Annotated in this window: 19 protein-coding genes and 1 pseudogene; 18 read left to right on the forward strand and 2 right to left on the reverse strand. The window is 62.6% G+C overall.

All coding sequences use genetic code 11. From position 1 onward, the window contains the following. Nucleotides 1-77: 77 nt before the first annotated feature. From QCE69_RS37905 to QCE69_RS37985, 18 genes are all read left to right on the forward strand, one after another. Entirely contained in the window at nucleotides 78-929 is an 852-nt protein-coding gene (locus tag QCE69_RS37905) for a transporter substrate-binding domain-containing protein (protein WP_309927708.1), read from the forward strand. A gap of 4 nt (nucleotides 930-933) precedes the next feature. Beyond that, nucleotides 934-1,614, forward strand: coding sequence for an amino acid ABC transporter permease (locus QCE69_RS37910; RefSeq protein WP_309935957.1), 681 nt, complete (start codon nucleotides 934-936; stop codon nucleotides 1,612-1,614). Continuing rightward, nucleotides 1,604-2,266, forward strand: coding sequence for an amino acid ABC transporter permease (locus QCE69_RS37915; protein ID WP_309927711.1), 663 nt, complete (start codon nucleotides 1,604-1,606; stop codon nucleotides 2,264-2,266). The genes QCE69_RS37910 and QCE69_RS37915 overlap by 11 nt, the downstream gene beginning before the upstream one ends. Nucleotides 2,267-2,296: 30 nt before the next feature. Further along, a complete protein-coding gene (locus QCE69_RS37920) occupies nucleotides 2,297-3,256 on the forward strand; it encodes an agmatinase (protein ID WP_309821378.1) in 960 nt (319 codons plus the stop codon). Further along, on the forward strand, nucleotides 3,253-3,993 hold the full coding sequence (locus QCE69_RS37925; RefSeq protein ID WP_309927713.1) for an amino acid ABC transporter ATP-binding protein: 741 nt from the start codon (nucleotides 3,253-3,255) through the stop codon (nucleotides 3,991-3,993). The genes QCE69_RS37920 and QCE69_RS37925 overlap by 4 nt, the downstream gene beginning before the upstream one ends. Nucleotides 3,994-4,016: 23 nt before the next feature. Further along, complete coding sequence (locus QCE69_RS37930) at nucleotides 4,017-4,430, forward strand: RidA family protein (protein ID WP_309821382.1); 414 nt, start codon at nucleotides 4,017-4,019, stop codon at nucleotides 4,428-4,430. Then, nucleotides 4,427-5,563: an acetylornithine deacetylase gene (gene argE, locus QCE69_RS37935; protein ID WP_309935958.1), complete on the forward strand. Its 1,137-nt coding sequence runs from the start codon at nucleotides 4,427-4,429 to the stop codon at nucleotides 5,561-5,563. Before QCE69_RS37930 ends, argE begins: the two co-directional genes overlap by 4 nt. 195 nt (nucleotides 5,564-5,758) lie before the next feature. Continuing rightward, nucleotides 5,759-11,671 carry a type VI secretion system tip protein TssI/VgrG gene (tssI, locus tag QCE69_RS37940; RefSeq protein WP_309935959.1) on the forward strand — a complete coding sequence of 1,971 codons (5,913 nt, stop codon included), beginning with the start codon at nucleotides 5,759-5,761 and terminating at the stop codon, nucleotides 11,669-11,671. Further along, nucleotides 11,668-12,132 carry a DUF6714 family protein gene (locus tag QCE69_RS37945; protein ID WP_309935960.1) on the forward strand — a complete coding sequence of 155 codons (465 nt, stop codon included), beginning with the start codon at nucleotides 11,668-11,670 and terminating at the stop codon, nucleotides 12,130-12,132. Before tssI ends, QCE69_RS37945 begins: the two co-directional genes overlap by 4 nt. Nucleotides 12,133-12,195: 63 nt before the next feature. After that, entirely contained in the window at nucleotides 12,196-12,810 is a 615-nt protein-coding gene (locus QCE69_RS37950; protein WP_309935962.1) for an RHS repeat-associated core domain-containing protein, read from the forward strand. Next, complete coding sequence (locus tag QCE69_RS39680; protein ID WP_409021279.1) at nucleotides 12,807-13,139, forward strand: Imm58 family immunity protein; 333 nt, start codon at nucleotides 12,807-12,809, stop codon at nucleotides 13,137-13,139. The genes QCE69_RS37950 and QCE69_RS39680 overlap by 4 nt, the downstream gene beginning before the upstream one ends. A 185-nt stretch (nucleotides 13,140-13,324) precedes the next feature. Next, the gene (locus QCE69_RS37955) at nucleotides 13,325-13,582 is read left to right on the forward strand and encodes a PAAR domain-containing protein (RefSeq protein ID WP_309927733.1); all 258 of its coding nucleotides are present in this window, start codon (nucleotides 13,325-13,327) and stop codon (nucleotides 13,580-13,582) included. A gap of 76 nt (nucleotides 13,583-13,658) precedes the next feature. Further along, nucleotides 13,659-14,558 (forward strand): LysR family transcriptional regulator, encoded by a 900-nt coding sequence (locus tag QCE69_RS37960; protein WP_309935963.1) that lies wholly within the window; start codon nucleotides 13,659-13,661, stop codon nucleotides 14,556-14,558. Between the two features lie 183 nt (nucleotides 14,559-14,741). Beyond that, a complete protein-coding gene (locus QCE69_RS37965; RefSeq protein ID WP_309927720.1) occupies nucleotides 14,742-16,064 on the forward strand; it encodes an MFS transporter in 1,323 nt (440 codons plus the stop codon). A gap of 29 nt (nucleotides 16,065-16,093) precedes the next feature. After that, entirely contained in the window at nucleotides 16,094-17,137 is a 1,044-nt protein-coding gene (locus tag QCE69_RS37970) for an amidohydrolase family protein (protein ID WP_309935964.1), read from the forward strand. Continuing rightward, nucleotides 17,134-17,802 (forward strand): RraA family protein, encoded by a 669-nt coding sequence (locus QCE69_RS37975; RefSeq protein ID WP_309935965.1) that lies wholly within the window; start codon nucleotides 17,134-17,136, stop codon nucleotides 17,800-17,802. Before QCE69_RS37970 ends, QCE69_RS37975 begins: the two co-directional genes overlap by 4 nt. A 64-nt stretch (nucleotides 17,803-17,866) precedes the next feature. Next, entirely contained in the window at nucleotides 17,867-18,259 is a 393-nt protein-coding gene (locus QCE69_RS37980; protein WP_309927727.1) for a hypothetical protein, read from the forward strand. Between the two features lie 124 nt (nucleotides 18,260-18,383). Further along, nucleotides 18,384-19,220, forward strand: a complete 837-nt coding sequence (locus tag QCE69_RS37985; protein ID WP_309927729.1) for a bifunctional allantoicase/(S)-ureidoglycine aminohydrolase — start codon at nucleotides 18,384-18,386, stop codon at nucleotides 19,218-19,220. A gap of 10 nt (nucleotides 19,221-19,230) precedes the next feature. On the opposite strand, the gene QCE69_RS37990 is transcribed toward QCE69_RS37985, so the two are convergent. Together QCE69_RS37990 and sdhB are read right to left on the reverse strand one after the other, a co-directional pair. Continuing rightward, nucleotides 19,231-20,421 (reverse strand): amidohydrolase family protein, encoded by a 1,191-nt coding sequence (locus QCE69_RS37990; RefSeq protein ID WP_309935966.1) that lies wholly within the window; start codon nucleotides 20,419-20,421, stop codon nucleotides 19,231-19,233. Nucleotides 20,422-20,560: 139 nt separating this feature from the next. After that, nucleotides 20,561-20,663: pseudogene (sdhB, locus tag QCE69_RS37995) on the reverse strand (succinate dehydrogenase iron-sulfur subunit); the annotation flags it as partial.

Genomic DNA, 20,663 nt, shown 5'->3' on the forward strand with positions numbered 1-20,663 from the left:
TCACTTTATGGCGACATACATTTCGGCTGCCTCGTCCCCGAGCGTCCCTCAAGCCGTCCCCTCAAGCGGAGAAAGCAATGAAAACCTGGTCCAGACGATCTTTTGTGAAAGCGACGCTTGCGTCGGGCGCCGCGCTGGCGCTGCCGACCATCGCGCACGCCGAAGGCGGCACGCTCGCCGATATCAAGAAGCGCGGCAAGCTCGTGGTGGGTACCGAGGCGGCGTACGAGCCGTTCGAATTCGTCGAGAACGGCCAGATCGTCGGCTATGGGCATGACGTGCTGGAACTGATGGCGGCGAAACTCGGTGTCAAGCTCGAACAAATGAACCTGCCGTTTCAGGGTCTGCTGCCGGGCCTGATGTCGCACAAGTTCGACTTCGTGGCGACCAGCGTCGGCATCACGCCGGAGCGCGCGAAGCGTTTCGCGTTCAGCGAGCCGGTCGGCGTCGTGCGTTCGGTGCTGATGGTGCGCGCGGACGACAAGAGCATCAACCGCGACCTCGACATCGGCGGCAAGATCATCGGCACGCAGATGGGTTCGTCGTCGCAGCCGGTGGCCACCGAGTTCGAGAAGGAACTGAAGGACAAGACTGGCAAGGGCTATGCGGACACCAAGCTGTTCCAGGCCTATCCGGATGTATCGAACGCGCTGGCGAACAAGACCGTCGATGTCGCGCTGATGCCGTCGAACATCGCCGCCGTGCAGATGAAGCGCCAGCCGAACGCGTTCCGCATCGCCGGCACCATCGGCCAGCCGAAGCTGCTCGCGTGGGTGGCGAATCCGAACGATCTCGAGATCCGCAAATTCATCAACGATTCGCTCGAATCTTTCCGGAACGACGGCAAGCTCGCCGCGCTCCAGACCAAATGGTTCGGCGCCGCGATGGACACGCCGCGCAGCGACTATCTGCCGGCCGGGGCGATCTGACGCCATGTTCGACTGGATCGACCCGGGCGGCGTGATCGCGCCCTTCCTCGACGGCGTCGTGTCAGGGACGGCGCTCACGCTGGGCGCATCGGCATGCGCCTTCGTGATCGGGCTCGCACTCGGCATCGTGCTGCTGCTCGCGCGCATTTCGCCATTCGCGCCGCTGCGCTCGCTGGTCGTGCTGTGGGTCAGCCTGATTCGCGGCACGCCCGCGCTGATCCACATGCTGATCGCGTACTACATGGTGCCCGCGCTGCTCGACATCTCGATCTCGCCGGTCACGGCGGGGATTGCCGCGCTCGCCTGCAACACCAGCGCGTATATCGTCGAGATCCTGCGCGGCGCGCTCGGCACGATCTCCTGGGGTCAGCGCGCCGCAGGCTATGCGGTGGGCATGCGCACCGCGCAGGTCTGGCGTCATGTGCTGCTGCCGCAAGTGATCTATCGATCGATTCCGCCGCTCACCAGCGAGTTCACGATCCTGCTCAAGGCGTCCTCGCTGATGTCGATCATCGCCGTGCCCGAGCTCGCGACCGTCGCACGCAACGCGACGTTGCAGACCGACTTGCCGCTGCAGGTTTTCGCAATCACGGCCGCCGTTTATTTCGTGATCCTGTTCCTGATTTCCGCTGCTTCGCGACTGTGCGAACGCCGCGTCGCGAGGATGCTTCCCCATGGCCATTGATTTCTCGATCGTCCGTGAAGCGATTCCCCCGCTGCTCCAAGGATTGCGCATCACCGCGCTGGTCAGCGTGACCGGCATTCCGCTGGGTATCGTGCTTGGCATCGTGGCGGCCTATGCGGCGCAGTCGCGCACCGTGCTGCGGCCCGTGGCGCTCGCCTATGTCGAGCTGGTGCGCAACATTCCGTACCTGATCCTCGTGTACCTGGCGTTCTTCGGCCTGCCGAAACTGGGCGTGCCCGCCTCGGCGATGACGGTGGCGATCGGCTGCACGGTGTTCTACACGGGCGGCTACTTCTGCGAGATCCTGCGCGCCGCGTTGCGTTCCGTGCCGCGCGGCCAGACCTTCGCGTCGCTGTCACTCGGCATGACGTTCTGGCAGGCGCAGCGTCACATCATCGCGCCGCAGCTGTTCGGTTTCATCACGCCGCCCACCACGAGCCTCGTCATCATGATGTTCAAGGACTCCGCCATCTTCTCCGTGATGAGCCTGCCGGAGATGACGTACCAGAGCAACCTGCTCACCGCGAACACGTTCGCCTATGTCGAAGTGCTCGGCACGACGGCCTTGATGTACTGGATCTGCAGCGTTCTGCTGGCGGGCGCCGGCCGGCGCCTGGAGACCGTGATCGGCCGCCGCACGCGTCATGTCTGACGCGCCTTCCCCTCACTCTGGAGACACCCCATGACCCAATACACTGTCGCGCCGCGCGTCGGCCATCCCACGCTGCTGTACTCGGAACTCGATCTCGACATCGACAACCTCAAGGCCGACATCGCCGTGCTCGGCATGCCGTATGGCGCGCCCTATGACGCATCGGACTTCAGCAACGACCAGACCAACGCGCCCTCGGCGATCCGCCAGGCAACGGACCGCGTCGTGCGCAAGCCCTATCACTACGACTTCGATATCGACGGTCCGCTGCTGCAAGGCCGTACCGATGTGCGCTTCGTCGATTGCGGCGACATCATTCCCGACCTGACGAAGCCTGGCGAACACTATGCGCGTGCCGAAGCGGCGGTGCGCCGCATCGCGGCGGGCGGCGCGATGCCCATCGTGCTCGGCGGCGATCACGGCATCACCACGCCGGTGCTGCGCGGCCTCGACCAGAAAGGCCCGATCACGCTGGTGCATATCGATGCCCACCTCGACTGGCGCGACGATGTCAACGGCGTGCGCGAAGGCCTCTCCAGCCCGATTCGCCGCGCCTCCGAAATGGCGCACGTCGACCGCATCATCCAGATCGGTCTGCGCGCGCAAGGCAGCGGACGCCCCGAGGAACTGGTCGCGGCGCGCGCGTACGGCTCGGACCTTGTGACGGCTTACGAACTGCATGACATCGGCATGGAGGCGGTGCTCGCCCGCATTCCCGACGGCGGCAACTACTACCTGACCATCGACGCCGATGGTCTCGATCCCTCGGTGATGCCGGCGGTGGCGGGACCGGCGCCGGGCGGCGTGACCTTCGTGCAGGCGCGCAAGCTGATTCACGGTCTGGTGAAGAAGGGTCGCGTGGTGGGCATGGACATCGTCGAGATCCAGCCGGAGAAGGACGACAAGAACCTGATCTCCTGCATCACGGCGGGCCGCCTGATTCTCAACCTGATCGGCGCGTCGATCCGCGCGGGGTATTTCGACAAATGACGACACCGGTCATCGAGATTCGCGGCATCGACAAATGGTACGGTGCGCATCACGTGCTCAAGCAGTGTTCGACGCACGTGAACAAGGGCGAGATCGTCGTGGTCTGCGGGCCTTCGGGTTCCGGAAAATCGACGCTCATCAAGACCGTGAATGCGCTGGAGCCGTTCCAGAAAGGCGACATTCTCGTCGACGGCACCTCGCTCGCCGCGAAGTCGACCAACCTGCCGAAGCTGCGCAGCCGCGTCGGCATGGTGTTCCAGCACTTCGAGCTGTTTCCGCATCTCGACTTGACGCGCAACCTGACGCTTGCGCAGCGCATCGTGCTCGGCCGCGACGAGACGAGCGCGCGTGCAAAGGCGCGTGAACTGCTCGATCGCGTCGGGCTCTCGGCGCATGCGCACAAGTATCCGGGGCAGTTGTCGGGCGGCCAGCAGCAGCGCGTCGCCATCGCGCGTGCGCTCTCGATGGACCCCATGGCGATGCTGTTCGACGAACCGACTTCCGCGCTTGATCCCGAGATGGTGAACGAGGTGCTCGACGTGATGGTGGAGCTTGCGCGCGAAGGCATGACCATGATGGTGGTGACGCACGAGATGGGCTTCGCGCGGCGCGTCGCACATCGCGTCGTGTTCATGGAGGACGGCGCGATCATCGAGGACAGCCCCACCGATGCGTTTTTCCAGGACGCGGCCAGTCCCGCGGTGAAACGCTTTCTTTCGAAAATTCTTCAGCACTGATTCCACTTTTTTTTCGATACGACATGACCACGCATACCCGCATCCGCAAGTTCAATACGCGCGAAACCTATCCGGAACAGAAGCTCGATAACGACCTGTGCCAGGCCGTGATCGCCGGCAACACGATCTATCTGCGCGGCCAGATCGGCCAGGATCTCGACACGCGCGAGTCGGTGGGCATCGGCGACGTCACCGCGCAGACTGAAAAGGCGATGGCGAACGTCAAGATGCTGCTCGACGAATGCGGCAGCAAGCTCGAAGACATCTGCAAGGTGACGGTCTATATCATCGATCCGCGCTATCGCGAGGCCGTCTACAACGTGATGGGCCGCTGGCTCAAGGGCGTGTTTCCGGTTTCCACCGGCATCGTCGTGCAGGCGCTCGCGCGGCCCGAGTGGCTGGTCGAGATCGACGTGACCGCGGTGAAGCCGGCATGACGCCCGGCCGCAGCGCCGAGTTGCTGAAGGCGCTGATCGCCTTCCCGACGATCTCGCGCACGCCCAATCTCGCGCTGATCGAGCATGTCGCAGGACTGCTCGGCGCGGCGGGAATCGCATGCACGCTCGTCAGAAACGATGCGGGCACCTGCGCCAACCTGTTCGCGAGCACGGGGCCGGCGCATGTGCCCGGCGTGATGCTCTCGGGTCATACCGATGTCGTGCCGGTCGAAGGCCAGCCGTGGACCGTGCCGCCCTTCGAGGCGACGGTGCGCGACGGACGCCTGTACGGACGCGGCTCGGCCGACATGAAAGGCTTCGTTGCGTGCGCGGTCGTCGCGATGCTCGATGCCTCGGCACGCACGCTGAGGAAGCCGTTGCAGCTCGCGCTGTCGTATGACGAGGAAATCGGCTGCGTGGGCGTGCGGCGGCTGATCGACGTGCTGGAAAGCGCGCCGGTGCGGCCCGAGCTGTGCGTGGTCGGCGAGCCGACGATGATGCAGATCGCCACCGGCCACAAGGGCAAGGCCGCGTACCGCGCGGTCTGTTGCGGCGAGGAAGGGCATTCTGCCCTCGCACCGAAGTACACGAACGCGATCCACGTCGCCACCGACTGGATCACGGCCATGCGCGCGGCGCAGCAGCAGCTCGCGGAACACGGCGTACAGGACGACGGTTACGACGTGCCTTATTCGACGATTCACGTCGGCACGATTCACGGCGGCCGTGCGCTGAATATCGTGCCGAACGAGTGCACGCTCGACTTCGAGATCCGCACGCTGGCGGCGGATCGTGCGGAAGCGATCCTCGACGGCATCCGGGCGCGCGCTGCAGCGGACGGCAGCGCGACGCTGCCGGAGATCGAGGAAGTGAATGCTTATCCCGGTCTCGAGACGCACGTTACAAGCGACGCGGTGCGCTTTCTCGAAGCGCTGTTGCCGCCAGGAACGGATACGCGCAAGGTCGCGTTCGGTACGGAAGGCGGGTTGTTCTCGGCGCGGCTCTCGGTGCCGGCGCTGGTGTGCGGTCCCGGCGATATCGCTGTCGCGCACAAGCCGGATGAGTTTGTCGAGCTGGCGCAGCTGGATGCGTGTGATGAGTTTCTGGCGCGGTTGGTGGGGAGTTTAGCCTAGGGAGGGACTCTGCCCTGACACTTCCAATCAGTGTGTCCCAAAGCGACCGTCCAGTTTCGGACCATTCTGGTAGACAGTCAGTGACACGCTCGCGGACATTAGTGCCTTCACCGCGCGCGTCCCGTACACATTGTTCGCTTGTGTTCCTTGTTCGTGTGCTCCACAGCCATGAACGGAACGAGGAACACGAACAGCATGCAGGGCCTGTCCCGCACCCTGACCGTCAGCGGCCCCGCGCTGCCCATCCTGCCTGCGGGTGAACCGGCGCTGCTGCTCAGTGCAATCGACGGTGAAGAATGTCTTTCGACACTCTACCGCTATGAAATCCTCCTGAGCACGCCGCTCGGCATGAGCGAGGCCGAGGCTTCGTCGATCGACGTGATGACGCTCATCGGCAAGGAACTGACCGTGACCGTCCAGCTCGACGGCATGGACAGTCACGGCTCACCGGGCGCCGTGAATGTCGGAGCGGGCGTTCGCGAAATCAGCGGTGTCGTGATGGAAGCCGGCTTCGTCGAGCGGCTGAACCGGCAGTCGCGTTATCGCGTGCTGCTGCGGCCGTGGCTTGCCCTTGCGGAGCTCCGTTCGGACTTTCGCATTTATCAGCAGAAGACCATTGTCGAGATCGTCGAGCAGGTGTTCGGCGCCTATCTGTATCCGTACGAATGGCGTCTGAGCCGCAGCTATCCGGTGCTCGACTATCAGGTCCAGTATGGCGAGACGGACTATCGGTTCGTGCAGCGCCTGTTGGCCGAACACGGCATCTACTGGTTCTTCGAGCACTCGCGCACGTTCCATCGGATGGTACTGGTGGACCACGTGAGTACCCACACATGCGTCGAGAACCTCGCGTACCAGACCTTGTGGTACTACCCGCCCGGTCACAGGACCGACCGCGAACACATCGAACACTTCGATACGACTGGCCGCATCCAGACTGGCGTCTGGTCCACCGGCGACTATCACTTCGAAAAGCCCGCGGCCTCCTTGCTGACACGGAGCGAATTGCCGCAGGCCACCCTGCATAACACGCTCGAACACTTCGAATGGCCCGGCGACTACGCGGATCTGCACGATGGCGAACAGTTGGCCCGCGTGCGCATCGAGGAACTGCGCGCTCGAGGCGAGCAGGCATCGGGTAGCGGCAATGTCCGCGACGTTGTGTGCGGCACGACCTTCACGCTGGCGGGACATCCGCAGGCGAGCGCGAACCGGGAATATCTGGTGCTGGCTGCCCGGCTGACGGCAGAGGAAACGGGCGAAGCCACGGACGGCGCTGCACAGTACCTGTTTCAGGTTCAGTTCGACGTGCAACCGGCCACCACGCTGTTCCGTCCGTCGCGCCAGCGTTACCCGAAGCCCCGCACCGCCGGTCCGCAGACGGCAATCGTCACAGGTGCGCCGGGCAGTGAAATCTGGACGGACCAGTATGGGCGCGTGAAAATTGCCTTCTACTGGAACCGGCACGGATCGGGAGATCAGGATTCGTCCTGCTGGGTACGCGTGTCCTATCCATGGGCGGGCAGCAACTTCGGCGGCATTCATATCCCGCGCGTGGGTACGGAAGTCATCGTGGATTTCGAGCATGGCGACCCGGACCGGCCCATCGTCATCGGACGCGTCTATAACGCGATGACGATGCCACCCTGGCGCTTGCCGGACAACGCCACGCAAAGCGGCATGCTCACGCGATCGTCGAAAGATGGCGGCTACCGCCACGCGAATGCCATCCGCTTCGAGGACAAACGCGGCGCCGAACAACTCTGGATTCAGGCCGAGCGCAATCTCGATACAGTCGCCGAACACGATGAGTCCCACACGGTCGGACACGATCGCACGGTGTCCGTCGGACGCGATCAAACGGATCATGTCGCACGCAACCGGACGCTGCGTACTGACGGCTGCGAATTCGAGACGATCAGCCAGGCGGCAGTGTCGAATGTGGGCCTTGGCCGAATGCTCAACATCGGGCTGGCATACAGCTTGAACGTCGGCGGACTGTATCTGCGGAACATTGCATTACAGATGGCGAGCACGGTCGGAAACAGTCGCATCGACCGTGTGGTACGGAACTGGACAGCGGACGTAGGCAGTACGTACACCGTCACGGTGCGGGGCGCGGCCGTGGGCGCTGCTGTGAAAGCCGATCTCGCCAAACCGGCGGTCCTCTCGCCGGAGAGTGCGCCCGAATTGCCCGCGCCGCTCTCGGGCACGGATTCCAATCAGTTGCGGATCAGCGAAGGCGGGGACGCGCATCTGTCGGCTGCGCGTCAGGTGCAACTGATTGGACCGGGCGGAAAGGTGACGATTGATGATTCCGGCATCACCCTCGAAGCAACCAGCATACGTTTGAAGTCGCCGGTGATCAGCATGACGAGCGGCAGCGCGGGCGGACTTGCGCCGGTCACCGAGGCCGATTGCGCGGAGTGCTCGATGCGTCATACCACGCCGCACCCTGTCGACGTGGCGACGGGCCAGAAAAATCTCTTTCACGAGGACTTCATCCTGCCGGGACGCATCCCTGTTCGCTGGAGCCGCGCATACCGCAGCGCGGATCAGCGTGCGGGAAGCCTGGGCATCGCATGGAAGCTGCCGTATGCGACCGAGATCCGGCGCGGCGCGGCAGGCCTCGTGTATTTCGATGCCGATGGCCGGCAACTGCAGTTTCCCGCGCTGGACGCGCGCCAGGAACACTTCCATGCGATCGAGAAGACCACGCTGGCGCGCTGCGAAGACAGTCTTGCTGGCGCGATATACGTCATGCGCTTCAGCAATGGCGTCGAGGAACACTACGCGCCGCATCCCGTCGAGGATTCGCGCTGGCAATTGCAGCGGATCACGAATCGCGATAGTCAGGCGCTGACAGTCACATACACCCCGCAGGGCTGGCTCCAGTCAGTTCGCAACAATGTGCATACAGTGTCCTGCACGCTCGACGACAGCGGCCGCATCACGGCGGTTACGCTCAAGGACAGTGGTGGTGGTCCGTCACTGTGTCTGGCGAGCTATGCGTATGACGCGTACGGCGATCTCATTGCGGCAACAAATCAGGCGGGGCTCGCCTGGCACTATACGTATCGTGCGCACTTGCTTGAAAGTTACCGCACGCCTGCCGGTGCCGTGCATGTTTGCGAGTGGGATGGCGACTCGCCGCACGCGCGTGTCACCCGCTCATTCGCCTATGAGCATGGCGACCAGGATGCGCATCAGGTCAAGCGGGCCATTACGCGGGACACGCGCTTTGCCTATAGTCCGGCGACGAATTGCACACGTGTCACCGACAGCCTCGGACGCACCACCGAATACCACTACAACGGTCTGTGGGCCGTGGACCGTGTCCTGTACCCGGACGGGGGCACCCGGCAGGTCCACTTCGACCAGACCGGTAGCGTGAGCGGCCACACCGATGAACTCGGTCGGTCGACACGCATCATCAATGACGCGCGAGGCAATGCCGTCGTGATCGTCGATGCGGGCGGCAACGTCACGCGCATGGTCTACGACGACGTGGGCCAGCCGGTGCAAATCACCGATCCAGCGGGACAGGTCTGGCTGCGCGCCTATGACGAAGCGGGACATCTGATCCGGGAGACCGATCCGCTGGGCCACACCGCCACCTATGCTTATGAAAGCGGCCTCCTGGTTGCGCACACCAACACGCTCGGGAACATCACGCGCATGCAACGAAACAGCGCGGGTCAGATGATTGCGCGGACCGACTGTTCAGGTAACACAACGCGTCATGAGTATGACGCCCTTGACACGCTCACGCGAACGACCGATCCCCTGGGCAACGTCACCCGATACGAGCGCAGCAGCACCGGGCGCTTCGCGGGCTATCAGCCGGCTGACATGGGTTGGTGGCGGATCGACTACGACGATGCGGGCCGCGCGGTCTCGCAAACCGATCCGCTGGGACGCGTCACGCGCACGACCTGGGATGCCTACGGTCAGCGCATCGAAGTCATCGACGCCGCCGGGGGTACGCAGCGGTTCGAGTACGACGCAGTGGGTCGCGTGAACGCGCTCATCAATGCCAACGGCGAGGCCGTGACGTTTGCGTACGATAGCCGTGACCGGCTCGTGGAACAGACCGGCTTCGACGGGCGAAGGCAATCGTTTCATTACAACCTGGCGGGCGAGATGATCAGGCGCATCGATCATGGCGCCGACGGTCAGATCGTCATCGATATCGTTCATGACGCGCTGGGACGACCTGTCGAGCATCGCGCAGGCGACGGCAGTCAGACGAGCTATCGCTACGACGCGCGCGGATTACTCACGCAGGCGCAAAAGGCTTCGCCCGGCTGCGCGCCGAGCCAGATCACGTTCGAATACGACGCGGCAGGCCGCCGTACAGCTGAAGTACAGGCGCATCATGGACGCGTGTGGCGACTCGATCATGAACTCGATGCGCTCGGCCATCGCCGTCAGAGCCGCATTCCCGGCGCAGGAACGTTGGAATGGCAGCGCTACGGCTCCGGGCATGTGCACGAAGTACTGTTGAATGGAATGACGCTCGCGAGTTTCGAACGTGACGCCTTGCATCGCGAAACGCTGCGCGTACAGGGAATGGTCGCGCATCACTTCGCCTATGGCCCGGCGGGATGGCTGGCGGAGCATCGATGGCAGAGTCTGAACGCGCGTGGCGAAGCGCGTGAGGCGCCACGCGCGTGGCGCAGCTGGAGCCATGATCGCGCGGGTCAGGTCACGGCGCTATGCGACGCGGGGAGCGGGCAGAAGCAGTATCGATATGACGTGCTGTCGCGCCTGGTGGCCGTCAGCGCTGGACGTTATGGCAACGAAGCGTTCACCTACGATCCAGCAGGGAATCTGCTCGCGGTGGGCTCCACGGGATGGACGGGACGCTCTGAAGGTGACCGGCTTCATGCGCTGGTGACGCACGAGGTCCCGCCGCCGCAGGCGCTGCTCTTTGACTACGATGGTCATGGCAACCGGACATCACGCACGGTGCCCGTGCCGCCATCCGCCCCGCCGACGGCAAAGGAACAGTGGGTTCGTGCCTTGGACGCGATGACGGGCGTGCAGAACAAAAAGCCCGAACCACAGCCGCATGTGACGCGCTACAGCTACGACAGCAACCATCAGCTGACTGCAATTCATCACGATCACGGCGCAAAGACGCACTATCAGTACGATGCGCTTGGACGGCGGATCGCGAAGCACCACACTAGGGAGGATGGAAGTACGCACAGCGTCCTGTTCGTGTGGGACGGCGACTGGATGATGCAGGAAGTGTGGGCTGGGAAGAGCGCTTGTGAAGACGGCTGGTCGTTTTACGTGCCGCATCCTGAGCGTGCTGGGCCGCTTGTGAAGATCGAGGATGGAGCGACTTATCACTATGTGACGGATCATCTGGGTACGCCGCAGGAAATGCATGACCATCGCGGCGAGCTGGTGTGGGCGGCGGACTTCACCGCTTATGGCGCGACGCGGCTCTGGAGGGTGCACGCGGTGCATAACCCGATCCGCTTTCCGGGACAGCACTTCGATGATGAGTCGGGGCTGCATTACAACCGATTTAGATATTACGATCCGCAGGCGGGGAGGTATTTGAATCAGGATCCGATTGGGTTGTTGGGCGGAGCGAATAGCTATGCCTATGCTGACAACAGACCTTTAATATCGATAGATCCGGTGGGTTTGGCTGCGATTGCCGCGGGTGCCGAAATGGGCGCGGCTGGCGGTACGGCGATCTTCCCGGGGATCGGCACCATCGTTGGCGGAGTTGTCGGGGCGGTTGCAGGCATAGGCGTGACCGTATGGATAGCGAATGCGATATCTACAGATAAAGCTGGCAATAAGGTCAGCTCTATTGCCGATACGATGCAGCCTCCGGGAAATTGCACTCCGGGAGAACAAAGGAGGCTTCAAGAAGAGGTCAACCGTGCATGCAAACGACCAAGATCATGTAAATCCAATATGGACCAGCCAGCAATCTTACAGATGCGAGAGAACAACAGGGAATGTGCTATGGCAAGAGACTTGATCAATAAAAAGTGCTTCGCCGGAGGAGACGCCAATCATCGCAACGAAGCGCTTGAAGCTTGGGCGAACGTTACAAAATGTGAGGGAATGATGAAATGACCTTGAATTTCTCGTTGTTTTCTAATATTTCTTTTCCGGAAAACAAACCGATCACCAATCGATCGAGCATTGAGTCACGTGCTGTAGATGACTTTTTCCGTGGCCGGAAGCGTTTTGCGACAAGTCTAAAAGAATTGAGGGAAGACTACGAATGCGATGAATCCGCATGCCTCAATTTCATGGAGGCCGAGGCATTTGCATTTTTTTTACCTTTATTCATGAAACTCGTGATCTGTGATTACAGAGAATCCGAAAATATTCCCGACTCACTCGTGTACAAGTTGCACAGAGTCGCAAGCGACGGTGCTGACGATTGGTTGAACGCAATATTGAAAACGTATTCGACAAGCCAGCGTGATGTCGTTGTGAGATTTCTCGATGAAATGAGCCAGATAGAATGGCAATATCAAAACCCTAATTTAGCAGCGGAGGCTGCGGAACTACTTCGAAAGAAGTTTTGATTCGGCTGGCGCCATGTCAGCGCTAGTCGCACCCTTGGCACTTCGACCATTCATGGCGGTGTCGTGAATATAAGGCAAGCATGGGATGATAAATGGCTTCCGCAGGCGGGGAGGTATTTGAATCAGGATCCGATTGGGTTGAACGGGGGCTGGAATCCTAATTCGTATGTCGCGGGCAACCCGTTATCAGGCATTGACCCCCAAGGACTCACAGGATGTATGGTTCTGTTTCCCGACTATCCAATTGACACAGGCTTTGGATTTAGCTCGACCAATCTTGGCGGACATGGGGGCGTGTTGAGCTACAGTGGTGCAGGCATTACCCGGTACTACGAATTCGGCCGGTACTCTCCTTCAGCACCCTATGTAATTGGCCGTACGCGTCCCGCAGACGTAGGCAACGTGCGTCAAGTCCCTCTCCCTGACTTGACAATCGATTCCCGGGCGGCTCAGCCAACATCGGCCTCCTTGGACGCCTTGAAGGAAGCCCTCTCTGAAAGGGCCGGGCGTCATACCCGAGTCGAGTTGACCTGCATCTCAAACGCTGATGCAGGCAGGATCAACCAGTATGCGGAAGAATTTGCCAGAAGCAAACATCGGCCAGCTTATAGCTGGAAACCCTGGTCTTCCAATCAATGTCGTGATTTCGGGAGAAGAGCATTGGAGGCTGGACAATGAATACTACGAGTCGATGCAGATTCGCTGCAGCACTACTTGTTTTGTGTTGCTTGGCGCTAGTCTATCGAGTCTTTGATCAAGGTATTACGCGAACGTATCTCGAGGCGAGTGAGGAAGCATCACACCAACAGGTCAAGCTCTTGACGGCGTTAATAACGCATGAATGGCTCGGCTTGCCGGAGGATGAAGTCTTGTTCCGCCTGAATCCATACGTTACATCGCGACCACCGGGCTCCGTTGTATTGAAGACCGAGCCTGCAACCCATCATGTCTATCTTGATAGCGTTCGATTTGAGTTCGACAACGGAAAACTCATCAGTGTCGAATAGTTCGCGTTTGGACGACTGATATCAAGATATATACTCGGAGCGGCTTCCGAGCCAGCATGGCAATGATGAGTGGAGCGGCGTCAAAACTACCCTCATGTGCAAGCCTCATCCCATGGGTATCGTGGAAGTAAATGCATTGAAAGCAATACTTTATGAGCAACCCGGAACGTCCGCGCCCCTCCCCCATGCACTCCACCCCCATCGCCACCCTAGGCACCCCCACCACCCACGGCGGCATGGTGACCTCCGCCACATCCGGCCTCATCGTCAGCACCCGCCCTGTCGCACGCTTAGGCGACAGCGTCAGTTGCCCGCTGCATGGCCCCGGCGTCATCATCGACGGCGCTCACAGCGTAGTCGATGGCCGTCCGCTTGCCCGTCACGGCAGCAGCACCTCATGCGGCGCGAGCCTCATCGTGACAAGCAGCGGTCCCTCCGTGTAACGTCGTGCCAATGTCAACGCGGCCCGCCCGGCCGCAGCCGAATCCCACATCGCCATCACAGAACTCCAACACTCCCATGAACTTCAGATCCCTCCAATGCTTCGTCATTCTCGCCGAGGAACTGAACTTCAGCCGTGCCGCGGAGCGCCTGCACATCGCGCAACCCGCCCTGAGCCAGCAGATCCGCCTGCTGGAAGAGCGCCTCGGCACGCAACTCGTCGACCGCGCGCAACGGCCGCTGCGGCTCACCGAAGCCGGCCACTACCTGTGCACCGAAGCACGCCAGATACTCGGCTCATGGGAACAGGCGAGCCTCGGCGCACAGGAGATCGGCGTCGGACGGCGCGGCTGGCTCTCGATCGGCTTCACGCGCTCCGCGATGTACAGCATCCTCCCGCCCGCGCTCAAAGCCTTTCATCACGCTTACCCTGAAGTCGAACTCAAGCTCTTCGAAATGCTGACCGAGGAGCAAACCGATGCCTTGCGCGACCTGCGCATCCACGTCGGCATCGGACGGCAGCCGCTCGATATCCCGGGCTGCACCTCCTACACACTGCTGCGCGAGCATGTAGTGGCCGTGCTTTCGCCCGATCATCCGCTGGCTGCACGAAAGAAAGTGCGCATCGCCGAACTCGCCGATACCCCGCTCATCGTCTATCCAAAACATCAGAACGCGCAGTTCAAGCACACCGTGCAGTCCTTGTATCGCGACGCAGGCGTGACGCCGTTCATCGCGCATCAGGCCTATGAGATCCAGACCGCGATCGCACTCGTCGCAGCAGGGCTCGGCGTGACTTTCGTCGGTGAATCCGTGGCGCGGCACGGACGCGCGGACGTCGTGTTCCGCCCGCTCGCGGGCCCCGGCGCATCGCTCTGGTCGACACTCGCCGCCACCTTCCGCAGCGAAGACGATTCGGCGCATCTGCACGCCTTCCTGCGCTGCCTTCCGCCGTCCCTCGACTCTCCCACACTATAAGCAGAAGCTTATAGAAGCATAAGCAACGCGTCTTGGACGCGCGCCGTCGCGCTTCTTATCATCGATCCAACGTACAGGCTGACGTGCTGTACGCGTCAGCCAGCCCGATTGCAAGAACGGCGCAGGCTGTTTGTAAAGCGGGGCCGCAGAGCCTCGCGATCCGATGAAGAACGTGGAGACGGCATGACCCCTTTCAACGAAGCGGCGACGATGCGAAAAGTCTACGGGCGGCTCATGCCCTTGCTCTTCGCCATGATGTTCTTCAACTATCTCGACCGCATCAACATCGGCTTCGCCGCGCTCGACATGAACAAGGCGCTCGGCTTCAGCCCGGCCGTGTTCGGCTTCGCGGGCAGCATCTTCTTCGTCGGCTACATGGTGCTCGAAGTGCCGAGCAACCTGTTGCTGCATCGCGTCGGCGCGCGCCGCTGGATTGCGCGCATCCTGCTGACGTGGGGCGCCGTCGCCGCGGCCACTGCCTTCGTCTTCGACGACAAGAGCTTCTACGTGCTGCGTTTCACGCTCGGCGTGATGGAAGCGGGCTTCCTGCCGGGCGTCGCGGTCTATCTGACCAAGTGGTTCCCGGTGCGCTACCGGGCCCGCGCGGTGGGCGGCTACATCATCGCGGGATCGTTCTCGGCCGTGCTCGGCGGCCCCATCTCGACCATGCTCATGACCTACGCGAACGGCGTGCTGGGCCTGCAAGGATGGCAATGGATGTTCATCCTCGAAGGCATTCCCGCGATGCTGCTCGGCCTGCTCACGCTGCGCATCATGACGGAGCGGCCCGCTGAAGCCGACTGGCTGAGCGACGACGAAAAGCAGTGGCTCGAAACCACGCTCGCCGCCGAACGCGAAGCCGTGGGCGGCGCCAAGCACTTCCCGTTGTTGCGCGTCGCGGGCGACATCCGCGTATGGAGCCTCGCCTGCCTCTTCGGCTGCGCACTGGTCGGCATCTATGGACTGTTCCTGTGGCTGCCGCAGATCGTCAAGAGCCTCGGCCACCTGAGCAACATCGAAGTCGGCTTTCTCTCGGCCGCGCCGCCGCTGCTGGGCGTGCTCGGCACCTTCATCATCAGCCGCAGTTCCGACCGCACCGGCGACCGCAAGAAGCATCTCGCCTTCGTCTATGGCATGAGCGCCGTGGCCATCGCGGGCAGCGCCTATGCGCCGAATCCCGTCATCGCCTATGTGCTCCTGTGCGTGACAGGGCTCTTCATCTACGCAGGCAATCCGCTGTTCTGGAGTCTCGCATCGTCGTTCCGGACCGGCGCGGCAGGCGCGGCCACCATCGCGCTCATCAACACGATCGCGCAGTTCGGCGGGCTCGTGGGGCCGTGGAGCATCGGCCTCGTGCGCAACGCAACCGGCAACTTCAAACTCGCGTTGCTGACCATCGCGGCGTTTCTCGTGGTGGCCACCGTGATCGCGCTGGTCATGCGCGTCAAGCCCGCCGACGACGAAGCCTCCTCCCTGCCCGCCGGCGACCCCGCCGCACGCACCTGAATTCGCACTCAACGCAACGGACCTTACGCATGATCATCGATTGCCATGGCCACTACACGACCTCGCCCCCGCAGCATGAAGCATGGCGCGCGAAACAGATTGCCGCGCTGAAGGACGGTCATACGCCGCCCCCGCTGCCCGCCGTGTCCGATGACGAGATTCGCGCGAGCATCGAAGGCGGGCAGTTGCGCATCCAGCGCGAACGCGGCACCGATCTCACCCTCTTCTCGCCGCGCGCCGCCGGCATGGGTCATCACCTCGCCACAGCCGAAGCCAATGCCGTCTGGTCCGGCGCATGCAACGATCTCGTGCATCGCGTGGTGGAGTTGTTTCCGCGTAACTTCGTCGGCGTGTGCCAGTTGCCGCAGGCTCCCGGTGTCGCGCCGGACAACTGCATCGCCGAATTGCGGCGCTGCGTGCAAGAACTGGGCTTCATCGGCTGCAATCTGAATCCGGATCCATCGGGCGGTCATTGGTCCGGGCTGCCGCTCACGGACCGGTCCTGGTATCCGCTCTATGAAGCGATGGTCGAACTCGACGTGCCGGCCATGATCCACGTCTCGTCGTCGTGCAACCCGAACTTTCATGCAACGGGCGCGCATTACATCAACGGCGATACGTCCGCGTTCATGCAGTTGCTGAGCGGCGATCTGTTCGCCGACTTCCCGACGCTCAAGTTCATCATTCCGCATGGCGGCGGCGCAGTGCCTTATCACTGGGGCCGCTATCGCGGACTCGCGCAGGACATGAAGCGGCCGCTGCTCACCGAGTATCTGCTCAACAACGTGTTCTTCGATACCTGCGTCTATCACCAGCCGGGCGCCGAGCTGCTCGCCAAGGTGATCCCGGCGAAGAACATCCTGTTTGCATCGGAGACGATCGGCGCGGTGCAGGGCATCGATCCCGAGACCGGCCATCATTACGACGATACGCGCCGCTATATCGACGCCATCGAATGGCTCGCGGATGCCGACCGTCAGCGCATCTACGAAGACAACGCGCGGGCCGTGTATGGACGCCTCAACGCGCAGCTCGACCGACAACAACAATCCACCGAAAGAGCAACGTCATGAATCCGGCTGGCTGGCGTGAACATGAATCGGCGGTACAGGCGAGCCCCGCGACGCTCGCTGCGTTGCGCGAACTCGCGGTCTCGCTTCTGAGCGACAACATGGCCCGCGTGAGCGGCACGACCGGGCTGCGTCCCTATCATAGTCCGCGGCCGATGGCCGGCACCGCGGTCACGGTGCGCACACGCGGCGGCGACAATCTCGCGATTCATCGCGCGTTCGATTACTGCCGCCCCGGCGACGTGCTCGTGATCGATGGCGCAGGCGAACTCACGCAAGCGCTGATGGGCGACATCATGGCGAGCTATGCGGCAAGCCTCGGCGTGCAGGGCCTCGTGATCGATGGCGCGATCCGCGACGTCGGCGCGCTGAGCCAGCGTGATTTTCCGGTGTATGCGCGCGGCGTCACGCATCGCGGACCCTACAAGAACGGACCGGGCGAGATCAACGTGCCGGTGACCGTGGGCGGCATGGTGGTGCATCCGGGCGATATCGTCGTCGGCGACGAGGACGGCGTGCTGGCCATTGCACCGGCCGATGTCGAAGCCGTCATCGAAGGCGCGCGCAAGCAGGCAGCGAAGGAAGCGGCACAGCTCGAAGCCATCGCGCAAGGACGCTTCGATCGCACCTGGGTCGCGGCACAACGTGACCGGATGATGAACGGCTGAGGGCTTGCCGAACTCACGCCCGCGCGCGCATGATGACGCGTTCGCCTCTCCGACTTCACGCGTCATGCCCGACACCCTGGACACTGCAGCACTCATCGAACTCGCACGACACGCCGAGGCCGGCAATCCCGGCCCCTGCACCTGCACGAAAACCCCGCTCGACGGCTGGCAGTCGCAACCGCTTTCTCTCGACGAAACGCAGCTCCGCGAGATCGGCACCTTGTGGCCGCAAGACGATCCGGAGCCCACGTTCGCCGAGTATCTGCCCAACAAGATCCAGTACTGGTCAGCGGACGCGCCCATCGCGCCGCGCTACTTCCCGTACAACCGTTGCGGCGTGTGGGAGTGCTCGGTCTGCGGGCGTCTCTATCTGCGTTACACGGAAGGCGGCGGCTACTTCGTGGATCGCCGCATTCGCGCATTGCGTCTCGCACTGATCGAAGACGTGCCGCTGTAGGCGGTCACGGCAAAGGCGCCATCGGGCTGCGCCGGAAAGACTATGATGGATCGATGCGCGGCACGGCGCAACGATCACGGCTCCGCCACGCGCATGCGATGTCCACCCTTACGGAGACTCTCGTATGTCAAGCCAACCCTACTATGCGCCGCATGGCGGCCATCCGGCGCAGACCGAACTCCTGACCGACCGTGCGATGTTCACCGAAGCCTATGCCGTCATTCCGAAAGGCGTGATGCGCGACATCGTCACCAGTTATCTGCCGTTCTGGGACAAGACCCGTCTGTGGGTCCTGGCACGCCCGTTGACGGGATTCGCCGAGACGTTCTCGCAATACATCATGGAAGTCGCGCCCGGTGGCGGCAGCGAGCAGCCCGAGCAGGACCCCGATGCCGAAGGCGTGTTGTTCATCGTGGAAGGCGAGATCGAACTGACATTGCAAGGCGCCCTGCATGTGCTCAAGCCCGGCGGCTATGCGTTCATTCCACCGGGCGTGTCCTGGCAGATGCGCAATCGTCATCAGGATGCCGCGCGCTTTCACTGGCTGCGCAAGCACTATGAGGCCGTCGATGGCGTGCCGCTTCCCGACGCCTTCGTGACCAATGAGCTGGACATCGAGCCCATTCCAATGCCCGGCACCGAAGGGCGCTGGGTGACGACGCGCTTCGTCGATCCCGAAGACATTCGTCACGACATGCACGTGAACATCGTCACGTTCCAGCCCGGCGGCGTGATTCCGTTCGCGGAAACGCACGTGATGGAGCACGGGCTCTATGTGCTCGAAGGCAAGGCGGTGTATCGGCTGAATCAGGACTGGGTCGAGGTCGAGGCCGGCGACTTCATGTGGCTGCGCGCCTTCTGTCCGCAAGCATGCTACGCAGGCGGACCAGGGCGCTTCCGCTATCTCTTGTACAAGGACGTCAACCGCCACGTGAAGCTCACGCTCGGCGCGCGGCGTTGATAAGGCTTCATCACGCGACGAGTGCTCCGTCGCGCGCGACGATGCGCCCGTTCGCCATGACGAGCTTGCGCTTCGGCCGCGCGACGACCGCCTGTGCGACGGACTTTGCATCGACGAGCACGAGATCCGCGCGCGCGCCGACGCGCAAGCCATAGTCCGTAAAACCGCAGCCGCGTGCTCCGGCCACGCTGACGGTATCGAACGCAAGCTGCAGATCGTCGTCGCGCCGCAGGTCGTAGCGCATGCCGATCAGCATCGCGCGTTCGAGCATGTCGGGCACGCCGTAGGGCGTCCAGGTCTCGCGTATGCCGTCGTTGCCGCCGAATATCGTGATGCCTTTATTGATGCATGTCTTCAAGGGCGGCACGGTGACTGACGGCGGCGCGCTCGTCATCAACGCCACTCGCAAGTGCGCGATGCGATCGAGCAAGCTGTCGCGTTCACGTTCTGGCAATGCGCCCAGACAGAAGCCATGGCTGATGACGACTTGCCCTTGCATGCCCGTCGCCTCGACGCGCTCCAGCAGCAGCCGCAGCGTGAATGCGCCCACTTCGCCGGGTTCGTGCAGATGAATGTCGATGGGCTTGCCATGGCGTTGCGCGAGCGCGAATGTCGTGTTCAGCGAGGCCACCGGATCACGGTCGATCAAGGCGGGATCGAGTGCGCCGAGCACGTCCGCACCTTCGGCGAGCGCGCGGTCGAGCAGTTCGGCCGTGCCTGGACGGATCAGCATGCCCGACTGCGGAAACGCGACGATCTGCATGTCGAGCATCTCGCGCAGGGTTTCACGCGTGGCGAGCACGCCTTCGAGGTGACGCAGGCCCGCATCGGTATCGATGTCAACGTGCGTGCGCAAACGCGTGGTCCCGGCCTGCATGAATGCACGCGCCAGTGCCAGCGATTGGGTTTCGGCGCTATGTCCTGACGTGCTGCGCCACGCGCGTTCGTTGCTGATGCGGTCGGTCAGCAACGGGCCGACTTCGTTGCGATACCACGGCAGTCCCCAGTGGGTCTTGTCGAGATGCGTGTGGCCCTCGACGAAGCCCGGCAGCAGCAGCGCGTCGCCGCCGTCTTCGACGGGCACGCCGGGCGGCACGGCAAGCTCAGGGCCAAGCGCTGCGATACGCTTGTCTTCGATGGTGACGGACACGCGCTGGCCATCGGCCAGGCGAAGGTTGCTGAGATGGAGTGAGCGCGGCATGAACGCACCTGAGACGGTTGGCTTCGTATGCGGGAATAGTACCCTGCTGGACCGTGACCGCTTTTGGCGCGCGCCAGACAAAAAGGCGCGGCCTTTTGAGGGGCCGCGCCTTTCGCGTTGTTCGATGCCTTGTCTTGCCTTAAACCGCCCGGCGCACCATCAATTCCTTGATCTTGCCGATCGCCTTGGTCGGGTTGAGCCCCTTCGGGCACACGTCGACGCAATTCATGATCGTATGGCAG

This window comes from Caballeronia sp. LZ032 (genome assembly GCF_031451315.1).
In the GTDB taxonomy this organism is placed as follows: domain Bacteria; phylum Pseudomonadota; class Gammaproteobacteria; order Burkholderiales; family Burkholderiaceae; genus Caballeronia.